The 22,990-nt window shown below is 48.7% G+C and carries 18 protein-coding genes; 10 read left to right on the plus strand and 8 right to left on the minus strand.

Annotation, left to right across the window (positions count from 1 at the left end; translation table 11 throughout):
- Positions 1 to 113: 113 nt before the first annotated feature.
- A complete protein-coding gene (gene lpxC / locus AB0763_RS03490) occupies positions 114 to 1,031 on the plus strand; it encodes a UDP-3-O-acyl-N-acetylglucosamine deacetylase (RefSeq protein ID WP_306101163.1) in 918 nt (305 codons plus the stop codon).
- An 80-nt stretch (positions 1,032 to 1,111) separates the two neighbouring features.
- Here the strand turns inward: lpxC and AB0763_RS03495 are convergent, their stop codons facing one another.
- Complete coding sequence (locus AB0763_RS03495) at positions 1,112 to 1,576, minus strand: DUF721 domain-containing protein (RefSeq protein ID WP_306101164.1); 465 nt, start codon at positions 1,574 to 1,576, stop codon at positions 1,112 to 1,114.
- Positions 1,577 to 1,886: 310 nt separating this feature from the next.
- Between AB0763_RS03495 and secA the strand changes: the two genes are divergently transcribed.
- The 8 genes from secA (at position 1,887) to AB0763_RS03535 (ending at position 15,788) form a co-directional block, all read left to right on the plus strand.
- On the plus strand, positions 1,887 to 4,577 hold the full coding sequence (secA, locus tag AB0763_RS03500; protein WP_306101165.1) for a preprotein translocase subunit SecA: 2,691 nt from the start codon (positions 1,887 to 1,889) through the stop codon (positions 4,575 to 4,577).
- A 162-nt stretch (positions 4,578 to 4,739) separates the two neighbouring features.
- Positions 4,740 to 5,153 (plus strand): 8-oxo-dGTP diphosphatase MutT, encoded by a 414-nt coding sequence (mutT, locus tag AB0763_RS03505; RefSeq protein WP_306101166.1) that lies wholly within the window; start codon positions 4,740 to 4,742, stop codon positions 5,151 to 5,153.
- A gap of 83 nt (positions 5,154 to 5,236) precedes the next feature.
- Positions 5,237 to 6,046 carry a 4-hydroxy-tetrahydrodipicolinate reductase gene (dapB, locus tag AB0763_RS03510; RefSeq protein ID WP_306101167.1) on the plus strand — a complete coding sequence of 270 codons (810 nt, stop codon included), beginning with the start codon at positions 5,237 to 5,239 and terminating at the stop codon, positions 6,044 to 6,046.
- Positions 6,047 to 6,528: 482 nt separating this feature from the next.
- Entirely contained in the window at positions 6,529 to 7,668 is a 1,140-nt protein-coding gene (gene carA / locus AB0763_RS03515; protein ID WP_306101168.1) for a glutamine-hydrolyzing carbamoyl-phosphate synthase small subunit, read from the plus strand.
- 15 nt (positions 7,669 to 7,683) lie between these two features.
- A complete protein-coding gene (carB, locus tag AB0763_RS03520) occupies positions 7,684 to 10,905 on the plus strand; it encodes a carbamoyl-phosphate synthase large subunit (protein WP_306101169.1) in 3,222 nt (1,073 codons plus the stop codon).
- A 194-nt stretch (positions 10,906 to 11,099) separates the two neighbouring features.
- Complete coding sequence (locus AB0763_RS03525) at positions 11,100 to 12,779, plus strand: transporter substrate-binding domain-containing protein (protein WP_306101170.1); 1,680 nt, start codon at positions 11,100 to 11,102, stop codon at positions 12,777 to 12,779.
- A 6-nt stretch (positions 12,780 to 12,785) separates the two neighbouring features.
- Positions 12,786 to 14,204 carry a sigma-54 dependent transcriptional regulator gene (locus AB0763_RS03530; protein ID WP_306101171.1) on the plus strand — a complete coding sequence of 473 codons (1,419 nt, stop codon included), beginning with the start codon at positions 12,786 to 12,788 and terminating at the stop codon, positions 14,202 to 14,204.
- A 282-nt stretch (positions 14,205 to 14,486) separates the two neighbouring features.
- Positions 14,487 to 15,788 carry a dicarboxylate/amino acid:cation symporter gene (locus AB0763_RS03535; protein WP_306101172.1) on the plus strand — a complete coding sequence of 434 codons (1,302 nt, stop codon included), beginning with the start codon at positions 14,487 to 14,489 and terminating at the stop codon, positions 15,786 to 15,788.
- Between the two features lie 135 nt (positions 15,789 to 15,923).
- On the opposite strand, the gene AB0763_RS03540 is transcribed toward AB0763_RS03535, so the two are convergent.
- Entirely contained in the window at positions 15,924 to 16,817 is an 894-nt protein-coding gene (locus AB0763_RS03540) for a LysR substrate-binding domain-containing protein (protein ID WP_306101173.1), read from the minus strand.
- 98 nt (positions 16,818 to 16,915) lie between these two features.
- Between AB0763_RS03540 and AB0763_RS03545 the strand changes: the two genes are divergently transcribed.
- Complete coding sequence (locus tag AB0763_RS03545) at positions 16,916 to 17,608, plus strand: aspartate/glutamate racemase family protein (RefSeq protein ID WP_306101174.1); 693 nt, start codon at positions 16,916 to 16,918, stop codon at positions 17,606 to 17,608.
- A 44-nt stretch (positions 17,609 to 17,652) separates the two neighbouring features.
- On the opposite strand, the gene AB0763_RS03550 is transcribed toward AB0763_RS03545, so the two are convergent.
- The 6 genes from AB0763_RS03550 to AB0763_RS03575 all read right to left on the minus strand — a co-directional run bounded on the left by AB0763_RS03550 (position 17,653) and on the right by AB0763_RS03575 (position 22,976).
- Positions 17,653 to 18,279 (minus strand): TRIC cation channel family protein, encoded by a 627-nt coding sequence (locus AB0763_RS03550; protein ID WP_306101175.1) that lies wholly within the window; start codon positions 18,277 to 18,279, stop codon positions 17,653 to 17,655.
- A gap of 169 nt (positions 18,280 to 18,448) precedes the next feature.
- A complete protein-coding gene (locus AB0763_RS03555; protein ID WP_306101176.1) occupies positions 18,449 to 19,261 on the minus strand; it encodes a helical backbone metal receptor in 813 nt (270 codons plus the stop codon).
- Positions 19,261 to 20,202 (minus strand): cobalamin biosynthesis protein, encoded by a 942-nt coding sequence (locus AB0763_RS03560; protein WP_306101177.1) that lies wholly within the window; start codon positions 20,200 to 20,202, stop codon positions 19,261 to 19,263. Before AB0763_RS03560 ends, AB0763_RS03555 begins: the two co-directional genes overlap by 1 nt.
- Positions 20,203 to 20,207: 5 nt before the next feature.
- Positions 20,208 to 20,912, minus strand: a complete 705-nt coding sequence (locus AB0763_RS03565) for a 5'-methylthioadenosine/adenosylhomocysteine nucleosidase (RefSeq protein WP_306101178.1) — start codon at positions 20,910 to 20,912, stop codon at positions 20,208 to 20,210.
- Between the two features lie 58 nt (positions 20,913 to 20,970).
- On the minus strand, positions 20,971 to 21,342 hold the full coding sequence (locus tag AB0763_RS03570) for a DUF1499 domain-containing protein (protein WP_306101179.1): 372 nt from the start codon (positions 21,340 to 21,342) through the stop codon (positions 20,971 to 20,973).
- Between the two features lie 221 nt (positions 21,343 to 21,563).
- Entirely contained in the window at positions 21,564 to 22,976 is a 1,413-nt protein-coding gene (locus AB0763_RS03575) for an FAD-dependent oxidoreductase (protein ID WP_306101180.1), read from the minus strand.
- Positions 22,977 to 22,990: the final 14 nt, after the last annotated feature.

Consider the following 22,990-nt stretch of genomic DNA (forward strand, 5'->3'; position numbering starts at 1 on the left):
TTTGAGGCAGCAATTTTGTGATGCAGGTCGAATTTGACACTGTTCAAAATTGTGGTAGGATTCACGGTCAGGTCGTAATGGCCGTGATTTGTAGCACTTTATGAGGCAATGAAATGATCAGACAACGTACGTTGAAAGAAACGGTGCAAACGACTGGAGTGGGTCTTCACTCTGGACGTAAAGTCACACTTACACTTCGCCCAGCTGCTGCAAACACTGGCATCATCTATCGTCGTACAGATTTATCTCCGGCGGTTGAGTTCCCGGCTGACCCACAGTCAGTACGAGACACTATGCTGTGTACTGCGCTGGTCAATGACGAAGGTATTCGTGTTTCTACCGTCGAGCACTTAAATGCGGCGCTCGCGGGTATGGGTATCGATAACATCATCGTCGAAGTGGATGCACCAGAAATTCCTATTATGGATGGCAGTGCAAGTCCATTCGTCTTCTTACTCCAACAAGCGGGTATTGAAGAGCAATCTGCGGCGAAACGCTTTATTCGCATTAAAAAGCCGGTTCGCTTTGAAGATGGTGATAAGTGGGCTGAGTTTGTGCCTTTCAACGGTTTTCGTATGGATTTTGAAATTGATTTCAATCACCCAGCGATCGAAAGCAACGAGCAGCGTCTGAAATTCGATTTCTCATCGCAAAGCTTTATCCGCGACGTATCTCGCGCAAGAACATTCGGTTTCATGAAAGACATCGAGTACTTGCAGTCGCAAAACCTATGCCTTGGTGGTAGCTTTGACTGTGCTATCGTGCTCGACGACTACCGCATTCTCAACGAAGAAGGCCTTCGTTTTGATAACGAGTTCGTTACCCATAAACTGCTTGATGCGGTGGGTGACCTATATATGTGCGGTCACGCCATTTTGGGTGAGTTCCGAGCGTTTAAATCAGGCCACGGTCTCAACAACCAGTTGTTACGTGCCGTGTTGGCTGACCAAGAAGCGTGGGAATGGGCGACGTTCGAGCAAGAAGAAAAATCGCCAGTGACCTTTGCTGCACCGAATCTTGTGATGGCGTAAACGCCGTCCTAATAAAAACCAGGCCATGAGCCTGGTTTTTTTATGCCTGCTGTCTGCGTGAGCGGGCTCGCTATCGATGGTTACCGGTTGTTTTTACCCATGGCCGCGAGTTTTTGCAATTGCGCTTTTAATTTTGGCGATGCATTTTCGGCTAACTCGTCGAGCATTTGTGCGGTTTGCGCGGACATCGTACGGCGTGTTTGCCGCGGTTTTTGGCTTTGCTCGAGCGCATTCGATTGGGCGTAAAGTGCCGGGTTAATGACAATGTCTAGACCGGTCAATTGTGGGTAGCCTTGTTGGCGCAAGGCCGAAATGATACGCAGTCTGTCATAGTTGAGTTTCATTTTAAGCGACGCACTCGCCACTTCGACAATCGCCTGACCATTGCGTAAATTGGCGGCACGGCAAAGTTTTGCCGTATGGGCAGGCAAACACTGCTGTAGGGCTTGTTGCAAAGCCAAAATGTCTTTTGAGCGCTGCTGTATGCCCTGTAAGCCTTGCTGGGTAAGTAATTGGCTGCTTTCGGTTGGACGGTGATCACGCATGCTTGATCCTCATTTGACTTTCGTTGTTCATCTTAGAAAAATGCGCCACGGATAGCGAGTTTTTTTTCAAAATGCCTATGCGATGGCTGCAGAAATGATGAAAAATTGCCTTTTCGCTGCGGTTAATGTGGAGGTCAGTAAAAAAAATCCTTACACTAGAGTCACGTAACGCCTAGAGCTTGAAAAAGGGCAGTACAACCCCCATATCCTAAGTTACATATTCGTTCTCAGTATTCTTAGTTAACCACTGACAGAGACTGATAGCCATTTTAGAGACCGATTTTGGTCAAGACAGAGAGATTCATAAGCAATGATAACTAAGCTACTGACAAAGGTAATTGGCAGTCGCAATGACAGGACACTGCGTCGCCTAAGAAAAATCGTCAAAGAAATTAACAATTATGAGCCCGAGTTTGAATCGTTATCAGATGATGAATTAAAAGCAAAAACGGTTGAATTTCGTCAGCGTATTGAAAAGGGTGAAACCCTAGATCAATTGCTTCCCGAAGCGTTTGCCACAGCACGAGAAGCGTCAAAGCGCGTGTTTGGCATGCGTCATTTCGATGTGCAATTGATTGGCGGTATGGTGCTCAATGAAGGCAAAGTGGCCGAGATGCGTACCGGTGAGGGTAAAACCTTGACCGCGACCTTACCTGTGTACCTCAATGCCTTGATGGGCAAAGGCGTACACGTGGTTACGGTCAATGACTACCTCGCTAAGCGCGATGCCGAAACCAACCGTCCTTTGTTTGAGTTTTTAGGACTCACGGTGGGTGTCAACGTTCCTAATATGATGCCACAAGAAAAACAAGCGGCTTACCAATGTGATATTTTGTACGGCACCAACAATGAATTTGGTTTCGATTACTTACGCGATAATATGGCTTTTCGCAAGGAAGACCGCGTACAGCGCGATCGCTTCTTTGCCGTGGTCGATGAAGTTGACTCAATTTTAATTGACGAAGCGCGTACCCCTTTGATTATCTCTGGCCCTGCTGAAGACAGCTCGGAGCTATACACTCGCATTAACACCTTGATCCCTGAGCTGCAAGAGCAAGAAAAAGAAGACTCGGAAGAGTACCGCGGCGATGGTCACTACACGGTGGATGAAAAAGCCAAACAAGTTTACCTCAGTGAGAACGGTCAAGAGTTCGTCGAAGAGCTTTTGATAAAACACGGCTTGATGGAAGAAGGCGATACCGTTTACTCGCCGACTAACATTACCTTGCTTCATCACGTGAATGCCGCGCTTCGCGCTCACGTCTTATTCGAGCGCAATGTCGATTATATTGTCTCTGACGAAGGTGAAGTGATCATCGTTGATGAGCACACCGGTCGTACTATGCCGGGACGTCGTTGGTCTGAGGGCTTACACCAGGCGGTTGAGGCCAAAGAAGGGGTGAAAATCCAGAACGAAAACCAAACGCTGGCGTCGATCACTTTCCAAAACTATTTCCGCCTCTACGACAAACTGTCTGGCATGACAGGGACGGCCGACACCGAAGCGTTCGAATTTCAGTCGATTTACGGTTTAGACACCGTGGTGATCCCAACCAACCGCCCCATGATCCGCAATGACATGGCGGATGTGGTGTACCGCACCGAAGCCGACAAATTCGCTGCCATTATTGAAGACATCAAAGAGAAAGTCGCCAAAGGTCAGCCGGTCTTGGTCGGTACGGTGTCGATTGAAAAATCTGAGCTGCTGTCGAACGCGCTGAAAAAAGCCAAGATCAAGCACAACGTACTCAATGCTAAGTTCCACGAAAAAGAAGCCGAAATTGTCGCCAACGCCGGTATGCCAGGGGCGGTGACTATCGCCACCAACATGGCGGGTCGCGGTACCGATATTTCATTGGGCGGAAGTTGGCAATCGCGTGTTGAAGCGCTTAAAGAGCCGACCGAAGAGCAGATTGAAGCCATTAAGGCCGAGTGGAAAGCGGTACACGAGCAAGTACTTGAAGCGGGCGGCTTGCACATTATCGGTACCGAGCGTCATGAATCACGTCGTATTGATAATCAGTTGCGCGGCCGTGCCGGTCGTCAAGGTGATGCCGGTTCATCGCGTTTCTATTTGTCGATGGAAGACAGCTTATTGCGTATTTTCACTTCCGACCGCATGGCGAGTTTGATCCAAAGTGGTATGGAAGAGGGCGAAGCGATTGAAAGTAAGATGCTCTCTCGCTCGATTGAGAAGGCGCAACGCAAGGTCGAAGGGCGTAACTTTGACATTCGTAAACAGCTTCTCGAATACGATGACGTTGCTAACGACCAACGCAAAGTGGTTTACGAGCTGCGCGATGAGCTACTTGACTCTAACGACATTAGCCACGTGATTGAGCAAAACCGCACCGAAGTGATCGGCGAAGTGATCGACAGTTATATTCCGCCGCAATCGCTTGAAGAAATGTGGGATGTTGCGGGCCTTGAAGAGCGTTTGAAGCACGACTTTGATCTCGATTTGCCAATCCAACAATGGCTCGACGAAGATGACAAGCTATACGAAGAAGTGCTCCGTGAGAAAATCTTGCAGCAAGCGTCAGAAATCTATCAGCAAAAAGAGCAATTGGTTGGCGCTGACGTACTGCGTAACTTTGAAAAGTCCGTGATGTTACAGACCTTAGATACGCTGTGGAAAGAGCACTTGGCGGCAATGGATCACTTGCGTCAAGGCATCCACCTACGTGGTTATGCGCAAAAGAACCCAAAACAAGAGTACAAGCGCGAGTCGTTTGAACTGTTTGGTCAAATGCTCGATTCGTTGAAAAGCGATGTGATCATGGTGCTGTCTAAAGTTCGCGTACAGCAACCAGAAGAAGTGGAGCGTATGGAAGAGCAGCGTCAAGCTCAAGCCGAAGCCGTCGCTCGCCAAGCCCAGGTACAACACGGTGATGAAAACGCTCAAGAGTCAGAAGGCGATGAGCGCAAAGTTGGCCGAAATGAACCTTGTCCTTGTGGCAGTGGTAAAAAGTACAAGCAGTGCTGTGGCCGTATTTCATGATCTGAGAAACCAAACCCAAAAAGAGTCGCGATTGCGGCTCTTTTTTTTGCCAGGTATTTGGCGGTTAAGCCCTCCGATGTGTACGGCGCAGGGCTGGCGACTAGGAATGTTTTAGGGCATTGGTTAAGATGGCTTTTTTGTTCAACGGATAAGATCTTCGTCATGAAAAAACGAACCCATATTGTTGCTGCCATCATTTTACACCCACAACGCGATCGCATTTTTATCACGCGGCGTGCTCAAGACGCACACCAAGGAGGCTTATGGGAGTTTCCCGGCGGTAAAGTGGAAGCGCAAGAAACCATTGAGGTGGCGATCAACCGAGAGCTGCAAGAAGAAGTGGGGATTACGGTCACTGAGCAAAGTGTCTTTGCGCATTTTGATTATGATTACCCAGATAAAGCTTTGGTGTTTGATTTTATCTTAGTGGATAAATTCCAAGGGCAACCCTTTGGCAAAGAAGGCCAGCAAGGGCAGTGGGTAGCTATCGAGCAATTGGCTCAATTTGACTTTCCAACCGCCAATCAACCGATCGTTGAGCAAGTCATGTCACAATTTAGTGGCAAACAGCGCTAGATTCACAAGCCGCGATAGTTTATGTTAATCGACAACCCCCCGTATGACGCGGGTGACATTTTTTTACAGGGAGAAAATCTGCAATGGTACGTATTGCAATCGCTGGTGCCGGTGGTCGAATGGGCCGCAACCTCACCAAGGCCACACATCTCAATACTCAGGCTGAATGTACGGTTGGTACCGAAAGACCTGGCTCTTCATTAGTCGGTGTCGATTTAGGAGAGCTGATCGCTGAGGGTCAATGGCAGGTCGCGATTATTGATGACTTGAGTCAGGCTATCGACAGTTTTGATGTTTTGATCGACTTTACGGCGCCCGCCAGCACATTAGCCAACTTAGCACTGTGTCAGCAACACAATAAAGCCATTGTGATTGGCACAACCGGTTTTAGCGAGCAAGAGCGTCTTGAGATTGATGAGTTCGCAAAAACTGTCCCCGTGGTGATGGCGCCAAATTACAGTGTCGGGGTCAATTTGGTGTTTAAATTACTCGAAAAAGCCGCTCAAGTCATGGGGGATTACTGCGATATTGAAATCGTAGAGGCTCACCATCGTCACAAAGTTGATGCGCCATCTGGTACCGCGATTGGAATGGGCGAAGCCATTGCCGGTGCCATGGGCAATAAGTTAAGTGACGTTGCGGTTTACGCTCGTGAGGGCATCACCGGCGAGCGCACCAAAGATGAAATAGGCTTTGCCACCATTCGCGCAGGCGATATTGTTGGTGAACACACGGCGATGTTTGCCGATATCGGTGAGCGAGTTGAAATCACCCATAAAGCCACGGATCGGATGACGTTTGCCAACGGGGCGGTCAGAGCCGCGATTTGGTTGGCCAAGCAACCGGCAGGCTTTTATAGCATGACCGATGTGTTGGGATTAAATGAGATTTAAATTACATAATTATGCGCTGACTTAGGTCGGCGTTTTTTTTGTCTACAATTTTACGCTCAGTCTGTTGGTGGTTAATTTTTGTACTTTATCGACTGACTTGTTTGTGTTTTATATTGCTTAGTGTTTTGTTTTTTGCCCAGGCTCGCAAAATAAGTGCTCTTTTGCTTTGGTAAACGTTTGCTTTTTTTGGTTTGTTTTTTCTGGTCCTTAAGGAAACCATTTATGGATTGTAAAAATGAATAAGCTTGCAAATAAGTCATTTGTCATGAGTTTTGTGCCACTTTTGGCGCTTTAAGTGCCGTTTTCTTGGGCGAGTGAAGAAAATTATCGTCAGTTTTAAGTTAATTATTGACATGTTTCATAGCCGAATCTAGAATGACGCCAATTTGTCTGCAATCCCTAATTCGGTATTTTTAAGGTTTTAGGGAGGTGGGTTTTGCAACTTAATTTATTTTTTATGCATTTTTATTCCGGAGGTTGTCTTGAGTAAATCAGCACTGCTAGTCCTAGAAGATGGGACAGTGTTCCACGGCGTGTCCATAGGGGCAGAAGGTACGTCCGTTGGTGAAGTCGTTTTTAATACCTCGATGACGGGGTACCAAGAAATTCTCACTGACCCTTCTTATTCTCAACAAATCGTTACGCTTACTTATCCCCATATCGGCAATACCGGAACCAACTCTGAAGATGAAGAATCTTCCGCCATTCACGCTCAAGGCCTGATCATTCGCGATTTACCGCTTATCGCTTCTAACTTCCGCAGTCAGCAAACCCTGTCAGACTACCTTATCTCACAAAACATTGTCGGCATTGCCGATATCGATACGCGTAAGTTGACTCGCGTGCTTCGTGAGAAAGGCGCTCAGAACGGTTGTATCATTGCCGGCGATAACCTCGATGTAGAAAAAGCGCTGGCTGAAGCCAAAGCCTTTCCGGGTCTGAAAGGGATGGATTTGGCCAAAGTGGTCTCAACCAAAGAGAGTTACAGCTGGACACAAGGCTCTTGGACACTGACTGGCGGGTTACCTGCAGATAAAAGCGCTGAAGAATTGCCATATCACGTCGTCGCTTACGACTTTGGTGCCAAACGCAATATCTTACGCATGTTGGTTGACCGTGGCTGTCGCCTTACGGTTGTGCCGGCAGAAACGTCTGCAGAAGACGTCTTGGCGTTAAATCCTGACGGTGTCTTTTTATCCAATGGCCCAGGTGACCCAGAGCCATGTACTTACGCTATTGAAGCGACAAAAGTATTCTTGGACAAAGGGTTACCTGTTTTTGGTATCTGTTTAGGTCACCAAATTCTCGCTCTGGCGTCAGGCGCGAAGACCGTGAAGATGAAATTTGGTCACCACGGTGCCAACCATCCGGTGAAAGATTTAGAGCGTGATGTGGTCATGATCACTTCGCAAAACCACGGCTTTGCCGCGGACGAAGCAACCTTGCCAGCCAATTTAAAGGCGACACATAAGTCTTTATTTGATGGTTCTTTACAAGGGATCCACCGCACAGATAAACCGGCGTTTAGTTTCCAAGGTCACCCTGAAGCAAGCCCAGGGCCGCACGATGCTGCGCCTTTATTTGACCATTTTATTGAACTGATTCAGCAACACCGCGCTTAATTTGGAGTCGTAATCATGCCAAAACGTACAGACATTAAAAGTATTCTAATCCTAGGTGCGGGTCCTATTGTTATCGGTCAAGCGTGTGAGTTTGACTATTCAGGGGCACAAGCTTGTAAAGCCTTAAGAGAAGAAGGCTACCGCGTTATTCTGGTCAACTCGAACCCGGCGACCATTATGACAGACCCAGAAATGGCCGATGCCACCTACATCGAGCCAATTCAATGGCAAGTGGTGCGCAACATTATTGAGAAAGAGCGTCCAGATGCCGTGTTGCCAACCATGGGCGGACAAACGGCACTGAACTGTGCTCTAGAGCTTGAGCGTCAAGGCGTACTCGCCGAGTTTGGCGTTGAAATGATCGGTGCCACCGCGGATGCCATCGACAAAGCCGAAGACCGTTCGCGCTTTGACAAAGCGATGAAATCGATCGGTCTTGAGTGTCCGAAAGCGGATACGGCGAAAAGCATGGAAGAGGCTTATCAAGTTCTCGAACAAGTCGGCTTCCCCTGTATTATCCGACCTTCTTTTACCATGGGCGGCACCGGGGGTGGTATTGCTTATAATAAAGAAGAATTTGAAGAAATTTGTACTCGAGGCCTCGATTTATCGCCAACCAATGAGTTGTTGATCGATGAGTCATTGATCGGCTGGAAAGAGTATGAAATGGAAGTGGTTCGCGACAAGAACGACAACTGTATCATCGTGTGTTCGATTGAAAACTTCGATGCGATGGGCATCCACACCGGTGACTCTATCACGGTTGCGCCGGCGCAAACACTGACCGATAAAGAATACCAATTGATGCGTAACGCCTCTTTGGCCGTGCTGCGCGAAATCGGCGTTGAAACCGGCGGTTCGAACGTTCAATTTGGTATCAACCCTGACGATGGTCGCATGGTCATCATTGAGATGAACCCACGTGTTTCTCGTTCATCGGCGCTAGCATCAAAAGCCACGGGTTTCCCGATTGCCAAAGTCGCAGCGAAACTGGCGGTTGGTTTTACCCTAGATGAGCTAATGAATGACATCACTGGTGGCGCGACGCCGGCGTCGTTCGAGCCGACCATTGACTATGTCGTGACTAAGATCCCACGCTTTAACTTTGAAAAATTTGCCGGTTCAAACGATCGTCTGACAACGCAAATGAAATCGGTTGGCGAAGTGATGGCGATTGGTCGTAACCAACAAGAGTCTTTGCACAAAGCGCTGCGCGGCCTTGAAGTTGGCGCGAGTGGTTTCGACGAGATGGTGGATCTCAACGACCCTGAAGCGATGAAGAAAATTCGTCAAGAGCTACAAGAAGCCGGTGCCGAGCGCATTTGGTACATCGGCGATGCGTTCCGCGCGGGCATGAGTGTCGATGACGTGTTTGCATTGACCAACATCGACCCATGGTTCTTGGTGCAAATCGAAGACATCATCAAATTGGAAGCGGATCTGCACAGCACCGGTTTTGCTGGTCTGACAAAAGAATTACTTCGCTCTTTGAAACGCAAAGGCTTCTCTGATACTCGTCTATCAAAACTGGTTGGCGTCGCAGAAAGTGAAATTCGTCGTTTGCGCGATCAGTTTGACATTCACCCGGTTTACAAGCGCGTAGATACGTGTGCCGCAGAATTTTCTTCTGACACCGCCTACATGTATTCCTCTTACGATGAAGAGTGTGAAGCAAACCCAACGGATAAAGACAAGATCATGGTACTGGGCGGTGGTCCGAACCGCATCGGTCAAGGGATTGAGTTTGATTATTGTTGTGTGCACGCGTCACTGGCACTGCGCGAAGACGGTTACGAAACCATTATGGTCAACTGCAACCCAGAAACGGTGTCAACCGATTACGATACTTCTGACCGCTTGTACTTTGAACCGGTTACCTTAGAGGACGTACTGGCGATTGCTCGCGTCGAAAAACCCAAGGGCGTTATTGTTCAATACGGCGGTCAAACGCCACTGAAATTGGCGCGCGAACTCGAAGCGGCTGGCGTGCCTATTATTGGTACTAGCCCCGATGCGATTGACCGCGCTGAAGACCGTGAGCGCTTCCAACAAGCGGTTGAGCGCTTAGGTCTTAAGCAGCCAGAAAACGCCACTGTCACGACGATGGAGCAGGCGATTGAGAAATCAAAAGTCATCGGCTTCCCCTTGGTGGTTCGACCGTCTTATGTTCTCGGTGGTCGCGCGATGGAAATTGTCTACGACGAAGCCGATTTGCGCCGTTACTTCAACGAAGCCGTCAGTGTGTCGAATGAATCACCTGTCTTGCTTGACCACTTCCTCGACGATGCGATCGAAGTCGACATTGATGCGATTTGTGACGGTGAGCGCGTCGTGATTGGCGGTATCATGGAGCACATCGAGCAAGCGGGGGTTCACTCGGGCGACTCAGCGTGTTCTCTACCGGCTTATACGTTAAGCGCAGAAATTCAAGATGTGATGCGCGAACAAGTCACTAAACTGGCCTTTGAGCTCGGTGTACGCGGTTTGATGAACACTCAGTTTGCGGTAAAAGACAACGAAGTTTACCTGATTGAGGTTAACCCTCGCGCTGCTCGTACGGTACCGTTTGTTTCGAAAGCTACTGGCGCGCCACTGGCGAAAATTGCCGCTCGCGTTATGGTCGGTCAAACGCTAGAACAGCAAGGCTTTACCAAGGAAATCATTCCTCCTTACTTCTCAGTCAAAGAAGTGGTTCTGCCGTTTAACAAGTTCCCGGGTGTTGATCCGCTGTTGGGCCCTGAAATGCGCTCAACCGGTGAAGTGATGGGCGTAGGGCTAACCTTTGCTGAAGCGTTTGCCAAAGCCGAACTCGGCTGTGGTAACGTCTACCCAGAAGGCGGCCGCGCACTCTTGTCGGTTCGCGAAGGCGATAAGAAACGCATTGTTGAAGTTGCCAAGCAGTTGATTGACCTAGGTTATCAACTTGACGCAACCCATGGCACCGCGGTGGTACTCGGTGAGGCGGGCATCAACCCTCGCTTGGTAAATAAGGTTCACGAAGGTCGCCCTCATATTCTTGATCGCATTAAGAACAATGAGTACACCTACATCGTCAATACCGCTGCTGGTCGTCAAGCGATTGAAGACTCAAAAGTGCTACGCCGCGGTGCATTGGCGGAGAAGGTGAACTACACCACGACCTTGAATGCGGCCTTTGCCACTTGTCTGGCCCACAAGGCCGATGCCAAAGCAAGCGTTAACTCAGTACAGGAATTACACGCAAAAATTACCGCTTAATCGCGGTAATGAGTGTGGGTATTTGCTAAGCCAGTCACCGTGTGACTGGCTTTTTTTATGAGGGTTTGACAAGAAAGGGCGATAAAGATTTCGCCCTTTTGCTGTGATATCATCACGGCTTATTTGTTAATTGTCGGTTTGATGTCGGAGCAGCGCTCCTGATGTGAGCCGCTCTGTGCAGGAAGTACAGTAAAGTGACCTTTTTTAAATCAATGATATGGAAATTCGTCCTTTTTCTGGTTTGGTCTCATACCGCGTTTGCTGAGACCATCATTGTCGGCGGTGACCACAATTTCCCTCCTTATGAATTTATCAACAAAAAAGGCCAGCCCGACGGGTACAATACCGAGTTGACTCGAGCGATTGCAGAAGTCATGGGCTTGGATGTCGACATACAGCTCGGCAGTTGGGATACCATGAAGCGCAACTTAGAAAGCGGTCGTATCGACATGTTACAAGGGGTGTCTTATTCGGCACTGCGCGCGCAAACCATGTTGTTTTCGCCTCCCCATTCGTTAATTCACCATTCGGTATTTGCCCGTAAAGACAGTCATGCCAAAGTGAGTGCATTGAGTGACTTGGTGGGTAAATCGGTGGTGCTGCAGCGCGGGGGGATCATGGATGAGCAACTCAATGTCGCTGAGCTTAAGGCGACATTAGTTTATGTTGACACCCATGCCGCGGCACTGCGTTTGCTGGCGTCTGGCAAGTACGATTTCGCTTTTGTTGCCAATTTGCCCGGTTTGTATTTGGGCGAGACATTGGCGCTGTCTAACATTGAGCCGGTAGGCAATTTATTTTCTTCACAGCGTTACGGCTTTGGGGTGTTAAAAGGCAATGAAGAGTTACTGTCACAATTTAATCAAGGCTTGGCGATTTTAAAAAACACTGGCCGCCAGCAACAAATTTACGATAAATGGTTTGGCGCGTTTACCCCAGCGCGAGTCGATTGGCAAACCATTACGTACTGGGTGGCGGCGATTGGCAGTGTGGTGGTCTTGGTCTTTGGCGTGATTATTGTCTGGAATCGCAGCCTCAGCCAGCAAGTGGCGAGGCGGACCAAAGACTTACAAATTCAACAGCAACAATTAATTCAAGCTGACAAAATGGCCTCTTTGGGTATTCTGGTCTCTGGGGTCGCGCATGAAATCAATAATCCAACCAGTCTATTGTTGCTTAACTTACCGGTATTACAGGAGTTTTATCACGATGCGGATGAGATTTTGAGCGATTATTCTCAGCAGCGCGGCGGTCTTGAACTGGCGGGTATGGATTATCAGCGCCTGCAGCAGGAGTTGCCGATCATGTTGCAAGATATGATTGATGGCACCAGTCATATCCGTCGTATCGTTGATGATTTACGTGACTTTGCTCGCCAAGAAGCTCAAGATAATCAATCTGCTGAGCTCAATACTTTGGTCGACATTAATGAGGTGGTGGCTACCTCTGTGCGATTGACCGAGCGCACGTTACGCACATCCACGGATAACTTTCGCGTCGATTATAACAGCGAGTCGTTGTTTTGTTTGGGGCGGGCACAAAGGTTACAACAGGTGATGATCAACGTGATCGTCAATGCGTGCCAGGCGCTAGAGCACCCACAACAAGCGATTGTGATCAGCACAGGTCAACTCGAAGACAGGTTGTGGATCAAAGTGGAAGACCAAGGCAAGGGCATCGATGAGCAAGATCAAGCGCGCCTGTTCGATCCTTTTTTTACCACCAAACGCGAACAAGGTGGTACGGGGCTTGGCTTGTCAATTTCATCGGCCATTATCGAAGAACACCAAGGCCAACTGGCGTTTTTCTCCGTGCCAGGCGAGGGCACAGAGGTGACGTTATGGCTGCCCAAATATGAGAAAGATGGAAATTAATCAAGCATGAATAAAACACGCTACCCTAGATTTGGCATTTTATTGGTCGATGATGAACCGGCGTTTATTCGCAGTTTATCCATGGCATTAGAGCGACGCGGTGGCATCAATAACATTCACTCGCTCAACGACAGTCGAAAAGTATTATCGACTTTGGCAGACCACCCCGAGATTCAATTGGTGTTGCTCGATTTGAATATGCCTCATCACAGTGGTTTGGACTTACTCAAAGATATCGTTGCCGCTCACCCTTCTGTTGGCGTCATTATTGTCAGTGGCATGAACCAAATTGAAACCGCAGTCGATTGCATCCGGCTTGGTGCTTACGATTATTTTGTCAAAACCACCGAAGAAAGCCGATTACTCGAGGGGATCAAGCGAGCCATTGCATTACAAGAAATGCGTTGGGAAAACGAAGCCATGCGTCGTCGCTTTTTGTCAGATACCATCGAGCACCCCGATGTATTTGAAAAAATCATCACTCAAGATAAGAAAATGCGTTCGATATTTCAATACCTTGAGTCGGTGGCGGGCAGTGGCCAGCCAGTGATGATCAACGGTGAAAGTGGGGTGGGTAAAGAGCACATCGCGACCTCATTGCACACCTTAAGTGGTCGCAAAGGAAAACTGGTGAGTGTCAATGTGGCGGGGATTGATGACGAAGCCTTTGCCGATACATTATTTGGCCATCGCCGCGGTGCGTTTACTGGCGCAGAGCGAGAACGCATGGGGATGGTGGAGTCCGCGGCGGACGGCACCTTGTTCCTCGATGAAATTGGCGATTTGAGTTATGCCTCACAAACCAAGCTATTGCGTTTATTACAAGAAGGGGATTATTACCCACTTGGCAGTGACAGGCCCAAGCGCAGCCGAGCGAGAATTGTGGTGGCGACCCATCAATCTCTCAAGCAATTAGTGCAAGAGGGCAAGTTTCGCAATGACTTGTATTTTCGTTTGTGTACTCACCAAGTTGAGTTGCCACCACTTCGGCAGCGAAAGCAAGACATTCCGTTGTTGTTTGAACACTTTCTCACTTTGGCCGCGCAAGAGATGAATAAGCCAATCCCGAGCTTTCCCAAACAACTGCCTTCACTGTTGGCTACCTACCATTTCCCTGGCAATATCCGCGAGTTACAGGCATTGGTTTACGACGCCGTCAGTCAGCACAAAAGTCATATGTTGTCGATGGAAGTGTTTCGCAAAGTCATTGACGACCGTCATGTCAATATGGCTCAGGCGCACAGTGAGCACCGCAGTTTCGACCCGGATTTGCCTTTGCCAAGCCTACAAGAAATGAATGAGATTTTGATTGACGAAGCGATGTCGCGCTCGCAAGGCAATCAATCGATTGCGGCAAGAATGTTAGGCATTTCTCAACCGGCATTGAGTAAACGACTTAAAAATAGACATCATCAAGAGTCATAAAACGGTCATAACTTTTGTTATAGTATAATAATGGTTATAAGTTTTTTAACTTTATGATTATTAATGATTTGTTTTCTTGTTATCTTTGTCTATAACTTTGGTTATAGCTGGTAATGATAAAGGTCGTTTTACAAGTTGTTGATAATTAATGGTTATTTTTATTTGTTATTTTGGCATTATAGTTGCAATGTTTATGACAGTACGAAAGCAACACTGTTTTACCACCACTGTTGTTAGGCTGACTATCAGCAGTGCTACTGAAAATTGAAAAAGGGAATGATTATGGCAGAAAAGGACTCAGCGACTCAGTCAGGTCGTGGCTTTTGGTCACAACTTGAGTTGTGGAAAAAAATAGTAATCGGTATGGTTTTAGGTGTGATCGTTGGTGCGATCATGGGCCCTGAAGCCGAATCGCTTAAGTTCATCGGTACCTTGTTTATTAACGCGATCAAGATGTTGATTGTACCTTTGATCTTCTGCTCTTTGGTGGTCGGCGTTACTTCGATGCAAGACTCACGCAAAATGGGCCGCATTGGCGCGAAAGCGATTGCCTTGTACCTAGGTACGACGGCGGTTGCGATCACCATTGGTCTGGTGTTAGCCGCTGTGTTCACTCCGGGCAGTGGCTTAGATATGGTCGCCAAAGAAGCGGCATCATCAGGTAAAGAAGCGCCCTCTCTCGTGCAAACTCTGCTTGACCTGATCCCGAAAAACCCAGTTGGCGCTCTTGCCGCGGGTAACATCTTACAAATTATCGTCTTCGCTATTGGTCTTGGTATCTCACTTAACTTGATCGGTGAAAAAGCGAAACCAGCAGTTCAAGTCTTTGAAAGCCTTGCAGAAGCCATGTACAAATTGACAGAGCTTGTGATGAAGCTCGCGCCTTACGGTGTCTTTGGTCTGATGGCTTGGGTCGCGGGTAAATACGGACTTGATATCTTATTGCCTCTGATCAAAGTGATTGCGGTGGCTTACATCGGCTGTTTGATCCACGTGATTGTGTTCTACTCTGGCGTATTGAAAGTCTTCGCCAAATTAAACCCAGTTCGTTACTTAAAAGCGGTTATGAACCCAGCGGCGGTTGCTTTTACCACCACCAGCAGTTCAGGTACGTTACCGGCTACCATCAAAGCCGCGCGTGAAGAAGCCGGTGTATCGAAAGGCGTATCAAGCTTTGTATTGCCTTTAGGGGCGACCATCAACATGGACGGTACCGCACTTTACCAAGGTGTGTGTGCGCTGTTTATTGCTCAAGCCTTTGGTATTGATTTGTCGATGAGTGATTACATGTTGATCATCATGACTTCTACCTTGGCGTCGATTGGTACCGCTGGTGTACCTGGTGCGGGTTTGATCATGTTGTCACTGGTTTTGACCACCGTTGGCCTACCGATTGAAGGTTTAGCGATTGTGGCTGGTGTTGACCGTATCCTTGATATGGCTCGTACCACAGTTAACGTGTGTGGTGACATGATGGTGTCTATCCTTATCGCCAAAAGCGAAGGTGAGTTGAACGAAGACATCTACAACAGCACCGAGACCGTACCACAAGGTGAGATGAGCTCAAAAAGCACCACGGCGTAAGCTCAACGTATCTATCACCAATTGTAAAAGCCCCAGTCACTGGGGCTTTTTTCTTTTCATGTTACCTATTAAGGCACTCCCCGCTAAGACGCCTCATACTGTCGTCATCTGGCCCTGTTCGGCAGGCGGCCAGGATCACCAATCGATATTGTTGTACCCTTTGAGTTTTTGCCAGACCCGCTCTGCGGCGTGATGAAGTTTTGCCGTCGAGCGATAAGCGTAAATTTCAGCAATCGGTGGGGCTTGTTCTTGATCCAATACGATGAGCTGTTGGTTGTTAAGCGCTTGTTTAATACTGTGCTCAGGCAGCCAGCCTATCCCTTCTCCTTGAATAATTAATGCTTTCACCAGCTCGGTCATCGATGAGGAAAACACGGGTTGCAACGCGTAATAATGCCCCATTTCTCTGGTAAGGCGGCCCATGAAACTGCCCGATGAATGCATGATCCAAGGTGAGAGAGTATGGCGCGACAGGCTGTATTTCGCTCGGCCTTGCTGGTCGAGTCCGGTGACACAGAGCATTTTTGACTCGCCTAGTTTATGGGTGAGGTAGTTGGCGTGATGAAGTTGTACGTTTTTATAACTCATCATTAAATCACAGGCATTCTCTTGCAGCATTTTCACCGCGTCGTCGATGTCGATCGCACGAACTTCAAGGATGGTCTCGGTATCTTCACTGAATAAGTTAAAATTCATTAAAGGCAAGATGTCGGTTGCGATAGAGTGCCCGGCGGCTAAGCTGACTTTTTGATGGCCAAGTACCGAAAGATCGCTGAGTCGCTCGAGATCATACTCAAGTTGTATCACTAGGCTGCGCGCGCTAGAGCGAAATTCTATACCACTTTGGGTTAGGGTGACGGGGGTAGTGTCACGGTCAAATAACTGGCAGCCGACGGCGTTTTCGAGTGCTTGGATACGGCGACTGAATGTCGATTGGGTAATATGCCTTTCTTCGGCGGCTTTAGAAAAGTTGCGCAATTCGGCGAGTTTTAAAAAGTCCAAAAGCCATTTTGTTTCGATATTTTGCATTTGACCTCCTATGCAGATCATGCATGACTATGTCAGTTATTTCATTTCTGTACAAGATTTGATCTTGTTAAATTGCTCTCAAAATTGGAGAGTAAATTATGCAAAAGAAATTAGGTATTTTGGGTGGTATGGGGCCAATGGCTACCGTTGACTTTATGCGTCGCATCGTTGTAAAAAGTCCTGCGACCTGTGATCAAGAACATATCCCTATGATTATTTCGAATAATCCGACCACGCCCGACCGCACCACGTGCATATTACACCAAGGGGCCGATCCGATTGATGTCTTGTTGAAGGATCTCGACAACCTCAAGCAAGCAGGGGCGACCAAAGTTGTCATTCCTTGTAATACTGCCCATCATTGGCTAGAAAAACTCTCAAACCGCGGTGTCGAGTTTATTAGCATTATCGATAGCGTGCTCAATGCGGCGCAAGAGAAAAAAATGCAACGCATCGGCATCATGGCAACGGATGCCACCATCAAAATTAACCTCTATCGTCAAGGGATCCTTGACCGCGGGTTAGAGCCTCTTCAGCCCGATGAGCAAGGCCAAGCCCAAGTAATGGAAGGGATTTTAGCGGTGAAAGCTGGCAATATTGCCAAGGGACGTGAGTTGATGGCACCGATATTCGATCAACTGATTGCCGATGGCGCCGATGGCGTGATTTTGGGTTGTACCGAGATACCATTGGCATTTGATGACTTTTCTGAGCAAAAAAAGCAGCGCGCGCTGGACAGTTTAGACTTACTGGCAGAGCAATGCGTGAATTACTATTATTACCAAGCGTAATCGATGGTAGAGAGCAGGGAGGGCTTCCCTGTTCTCAATCTCGCTTATCGCTCTCTATCGATGGCACACGTTGGCAATGATAAATGCCAGCGGATGGCGCCGAGTCGGATTAATAGCGTCGACAAAAGGCCAGAAATGAAAGCGGTCGCGTTGTCATAGCCCATCGCTAATGCCGTGGTGTGAAAGACCCCGCCGACCATACAAGCTGTCGCGTACACTTCACTGCGCAGTACCATCGGTACTTCTCTGGCGAGCACATCGCGAATAATGCCGCCCCCACAACCGGTGAGAATGCCCATTAAAACCGCCACTAAAGGCGTTGCATCGTAGCTTAAGGCTTTTTCCACCCCAATGCCGACAAACACGGCTAAGCCAACCGCATCGCAAACCGGTAATACCCACCAAGGGACACGCTTAGGTCGCCTGACCAAAATCATCATGGTGATACAGGTGATAAAAATCACCCATAAATAGCTATTGTCACGGATCCAAAACACGGGAGTCGCCCCGAGCGCCATATCGCGAATGGTGCCGCCACCAATGGCGGTGACACTGGCCAACACGATGACGCCAAAAGGGTCCATTTTTAGTCGCCCGGCCAATAATACGCCAGAGATAGCAAAAATTGCGGTACCAAATAAGTCGAATGAATACAGTAGCGTGGAGTTCAAAATGGTTCCTTTGAGCGCAAAAACAACAAAATTAACTCGCCCGAGAGGTCTATAGGCAAGTGACGTGGCACATCAGTGACAAATCCTGTTGGCCAAATCTCCTCGTGACAATAGGGGTGAAGCGTCGCGAAAAAGCAGCGCTGATTTTACGAAATATTGCCTTAAAGTGTTAGTGTTTCTCACGAGCAATCGATAAAAACTGGCAAACTTGTTTGACGGCCTCGAGGCTTCTGACGGTTGCTCTGGTGAGCCAGTCTGAGTTGAGTGACCAAACTTGACCCTTGGCCAAAGCCGGGATTTGAGCATTCAGCGCTTGCCAGTCGTTGGCAAACGAGGGCGTATTGGTAAAAATGACCTCAGGGGCTTTTAACGCGACTTGCTCAATATTCACTTGAGGGTAAGCATTGGGCGCGTCGGCAAAGATATTCTTGCCACCACAAAAGCGAAAAATATCACTGGGCCAGTCGTGGTCGGACATGGCAATGCTCGGTTTTGCTGATACCTGAAAGTAATAGCGCACGGGGCGTTGAGTGTGGTATTGCTGTTTTAAGCGAGTGAGTGCAAGACGAAACTCGGCGGCAGCGGCGCGACCCACACTGGGGTTGGCACTGTAGTGGCTGAGCATGTCGATATTATCGGCAATTTCGGCTAAGGTTTGCGGCGCGCTGTCGACAATGTGAAAGCCTAACTTTTTGAGCAATAACACCTCTTTTTGCGGATTGCCATTGGGCCAAGCGATGATTAAATCTGGCTTTAGGGCGACAATTTTTTCGATGTTGAGACCGTGATAATTGGCGACTTTGGGCAAGTCTATCACCGAAGGCGGAAAGTCACTGGCTTCGCTGACGGCGACGATGTTGGGCAATAACCCCGCCGATGCCGCGAGCTCTGTGGCATGAGGCGATAACGTGATCACGCGATGTGCCATCGCGGCCCAACTGTTGGTGGTAAGCAAGAGGGTCAGAAGCAGTAAGCGAGACATTACCAGCGGATCGCAATAAAAAGCATCGCGCTGAGAAAAATCAACACAGCAATGCGATAGACAAGCCAAGTGCGCAGCTGATGCAAATGATAAGGCGCAGGGGCGATGCGTCCGCCGAGCTTGACGCGAATAAACTTTTTGCCTTGATAGAGGGCAGGACCGGCAAGAGAGAGGCTTAATTGCCCACCAATACTGGCTAATAACGCGCCGTGAACTTGCGGTCGCCAATACCACCAAGTTTGTCGTTGTTGCCATATCTGTTGTCGTTGCGGGCCAATAAAGGTACACAGCCACAACAGCCAGAGCGGTAAGGCGCTGAGCGTATTGGCTATGGTGTGGCTAACACGGCCAAAGTCTTGATAGTTGTCAAGCTTGACTGACCAAACCCGGCTGAGCTCACTGCACAATCGATACAGTAAGGCGCCGATGCCTCCGGTGAACAGAAACCAAAATACCACCGCCCAGCCGTGCTTGCCAAAGCCCATAATGAGGTATTCAGCGCAGGCTTTACCAATGCCCAGCGCAGAAAGCGTATCGCAGTCGCGGTTGAGCACTTGATTGAGTTGACGGCGAGCCTGTTGTTTGTCGTCTTGCTGTAAGGCGTTAATGACGGTTTGAATGGTTTTCCACATCGGGCGCAGGTCGAGAGCCAATAACAACAGCGCTAATTGATAAAGTTGCTGTTGCCAAACCAGGCTACTGACCGCCCACAAAAGCGCCGCACTGGGCAGTATCATCATCGCCCAAGCCAAGGCGCCGGCAAACTGCTGGTATCGGGCGTGTCCCTGATTGACTTTATTCGACAACTGTTTCGCAAATTGCTTCCACCAGGTGATTGGGTGAAACGAGGCGGGGATAGGCAGTAGGGCGTGAATGATCAGAGCAACGGCCACAATTAAAGCGGGTGCGATTGTCGTTAATGCCGTTGCGCCGTTTGTCATGCCAATTAGCCTTGTAATTGTTTCAGCATCGTGGTCACCATTTCTGAAGAGCTTTTGGCTGCTAAAGGCAAGAACTCTTCAAAGCTCATCGGGGAGGCTTTGTCTGCTACGTCAGAGATGGCGCGCACGACTACAAATGGGACCGAAAATTGGTGACAGGTCTGAGCAATCGCTGCCGCTTCCATTTCTACGGCAATGACACCGGGGAATTGATCGCGGATCCAGCGCTGTTTTTCACTGCTACAGACGAATTGATCGCCGGTGCAAATCAGGCCGCGCACTACGTGAGGAGGATGAGAAACCGTGGCTAGGGCTTGTTCGGTCCATTCAATGAGAGCTTGATCAGCATCAAAGGCCGCAGGTTGGCCTGCCATTTGTCCAATTTGATAACCAAACGCGGTGACATCGGCATCGTGGTGCCGAACTTGGGTGGAAATCACCACATCGCCTAGATTTAATGAAGGATCAAAACCGCCCGCTGAACCGGTGTTGATGATGGCATCGGGTTGGAATTCACTGATTAAGAGCGAGGTACCGACCGCCGCGGCAACTTTACCGATCCCAGATTGCAACAAGATAACGGGTACGCCTTCAATGTTGCCTTGGTAAAATTGGCAGCCGCCTTTTTTGGTGCTGCGCATATCGGTCATTGCCGATTTTAAGATCGCGACTTCTTGCTCCATCGCGCCGATGATTCCGATTGTTTTCATGGTTTCGATCATTTTTGCTAAATAAAGCCCGAGTATACCAAAAGAACTTAGCGACTCACTAGATGATAAGGCTGAGCTGTTTGAGTTTTTGTCCCAATTTGAGCATTCTTTTGCGGTTGACTCCAAAGTCAGAATGTCCGATGCGCGATTCTGAACGCAAGAAAACTTGATCGCCGCGCTGTTGTATTTCGACGTCGTCGACGAATTTAAGCCAACGACTGGTGAAGGTAAAATGGGCGTAATCGTCCGTTTTACTGATCAGTTTGCTACTAGGGACGCTTTGTATGGCGGAGACCACCTGAATAAAACTGGCGCTTGGGGTTAACGTCCAAGGCGCGATATGAAAATCTTCGCGCTGATCAACACTGGCAACACAATTGGGCTTATCGCCACACGGCGTGTCAATTTTGGCTTTAAAAGGTTGATTCATGCTGCAGGCTCCTAGGGTGAGTAAACAAAATAGGCAAATAAGGGGGTGTCGAAACATGGCCAGCTATCTCGTTAGATTGGTATAAAACCATGATGGCACACAATGGCTTGTCTATCACGGTTCTGGCACAGAATTTTATCATCAATAAAAAAGCCCCGATATACCGATGGCAATCGAGGCTGAGTCTGCTCTTAAATCGGCCTTAGACTGGCCGATGCGGTTTACACGTCTAGGAAATCGAGCATGCCTTCAGCGGCTTTACGACCTTCATCAATGGCTGTCACGACAAGATCAGAGCCGCGTACGGCATCGCCACCGGCAAAGATTTTCTCATTGCTGGTTTGGTATTGGAATGACTGACTCGATGGCGCTTTAATACGGCCCCATTGATCCAGTTCAACACCAAAAGGCGCTAACCAATCCATCTGATGTGGTTGGAAACCAAAGGCCATGATCACCACATCCGCTGCTAGGGTGTGTTCACTGCCGGCAACCGGTTCTGGGCGGCGACGGCCTGCGTCATCGGGCTCACCTAGGGCGGTCTTGACAACTTTGACGCCGGTGACCTGACCTTGAGCGTTGACTTCGATACCGAGCGGTTGCAAGTTGAACATGAAGTTCACGCCTTCTTCTTTGGCGTTTTTCACTTCACGGCGCGAGCCCGGCATGTTCGCTTCATCGCGGCGATAAGCACAGATGACGTTTTGCGCGCCTTGGCGAATGGAAGTGCGGACACAGTCCATCGCGGTATCCCCCCCACCAAGTACGACAACGTTTTTGCCTGCCATGTCGATGTAAGGCGATTCGGTTGGCAAATCCATCACTTTGTAGGTGTTGGAGACCAAAAACGGCAAGGCATCATAAACCCCTTGTGCATCCTCGTTTTCAAGCCCAGCGCGCATGTATTTATAGGTACCCACACCTAAAAAGACCGCGTCGTACTCATCGACTAGGCTCTGCATCGAGACATCTTTACCGACTTCAACATTGAGTTGGAACTCTACGCCCATTTCAGTAAAGACGCGGCGGCGATTTTCCATCACCCCTTTTTCCAATTTGAAAGAAGGGATACCAAAGGTCAGCAATCCCCCGATTTCTGGGTAGCGGTCAAAGACCACTGGTTTGACACCATTGCGAACCAGTACATCGGCCGCAGCCAGACCCGCGGGCCCGGCGCCGATGATGGCGACCTTTTTGTCCGTCCACTCAACGTTAGACATGTCGGGTTTCCAGCCCATCTCAAAGGCTTTGTCGGTAATGTATTTTTCGACATTGCCGATGGTCACGGCACCAAATTCATCGTTGAGGGTACACGAGCCTTCACACAAGCGGTCTTGTGGACACACTCGGCCACACACTTCCGGTAAGCTGTTGGTTTGGTGAGACAGTTCGACTGCCTCTAAAATACGCCCTTCATTGGCCAGTTTCAGCCATTGGGGGATGTAGTTGTGAACCGGACACTTCCACTCGCAATAAGGGTTGCCACAATCTAAGCAGCGGTCCGCTTGCGCGCTGGCTTGTTGGTGGGTGAAAGGTTCGTAAATTTCAACGAATTCGATCTTGCGCACCTTGATGGGTTTTTTCGCCGGATCGATGCGTTTTACGTCGATAAATTGATAAACATTTTGACTCATTTTTCGCTTCCTTT

The organism is Vibrio sp. HB236076, from assembly GCF_040957575.1.
Classification (GTDB): domain Bacteria; phylum Pseudomonadota; class Gammaproteobacteria; order Enterobacterales; family Vibrionaceae; genus Vibrio.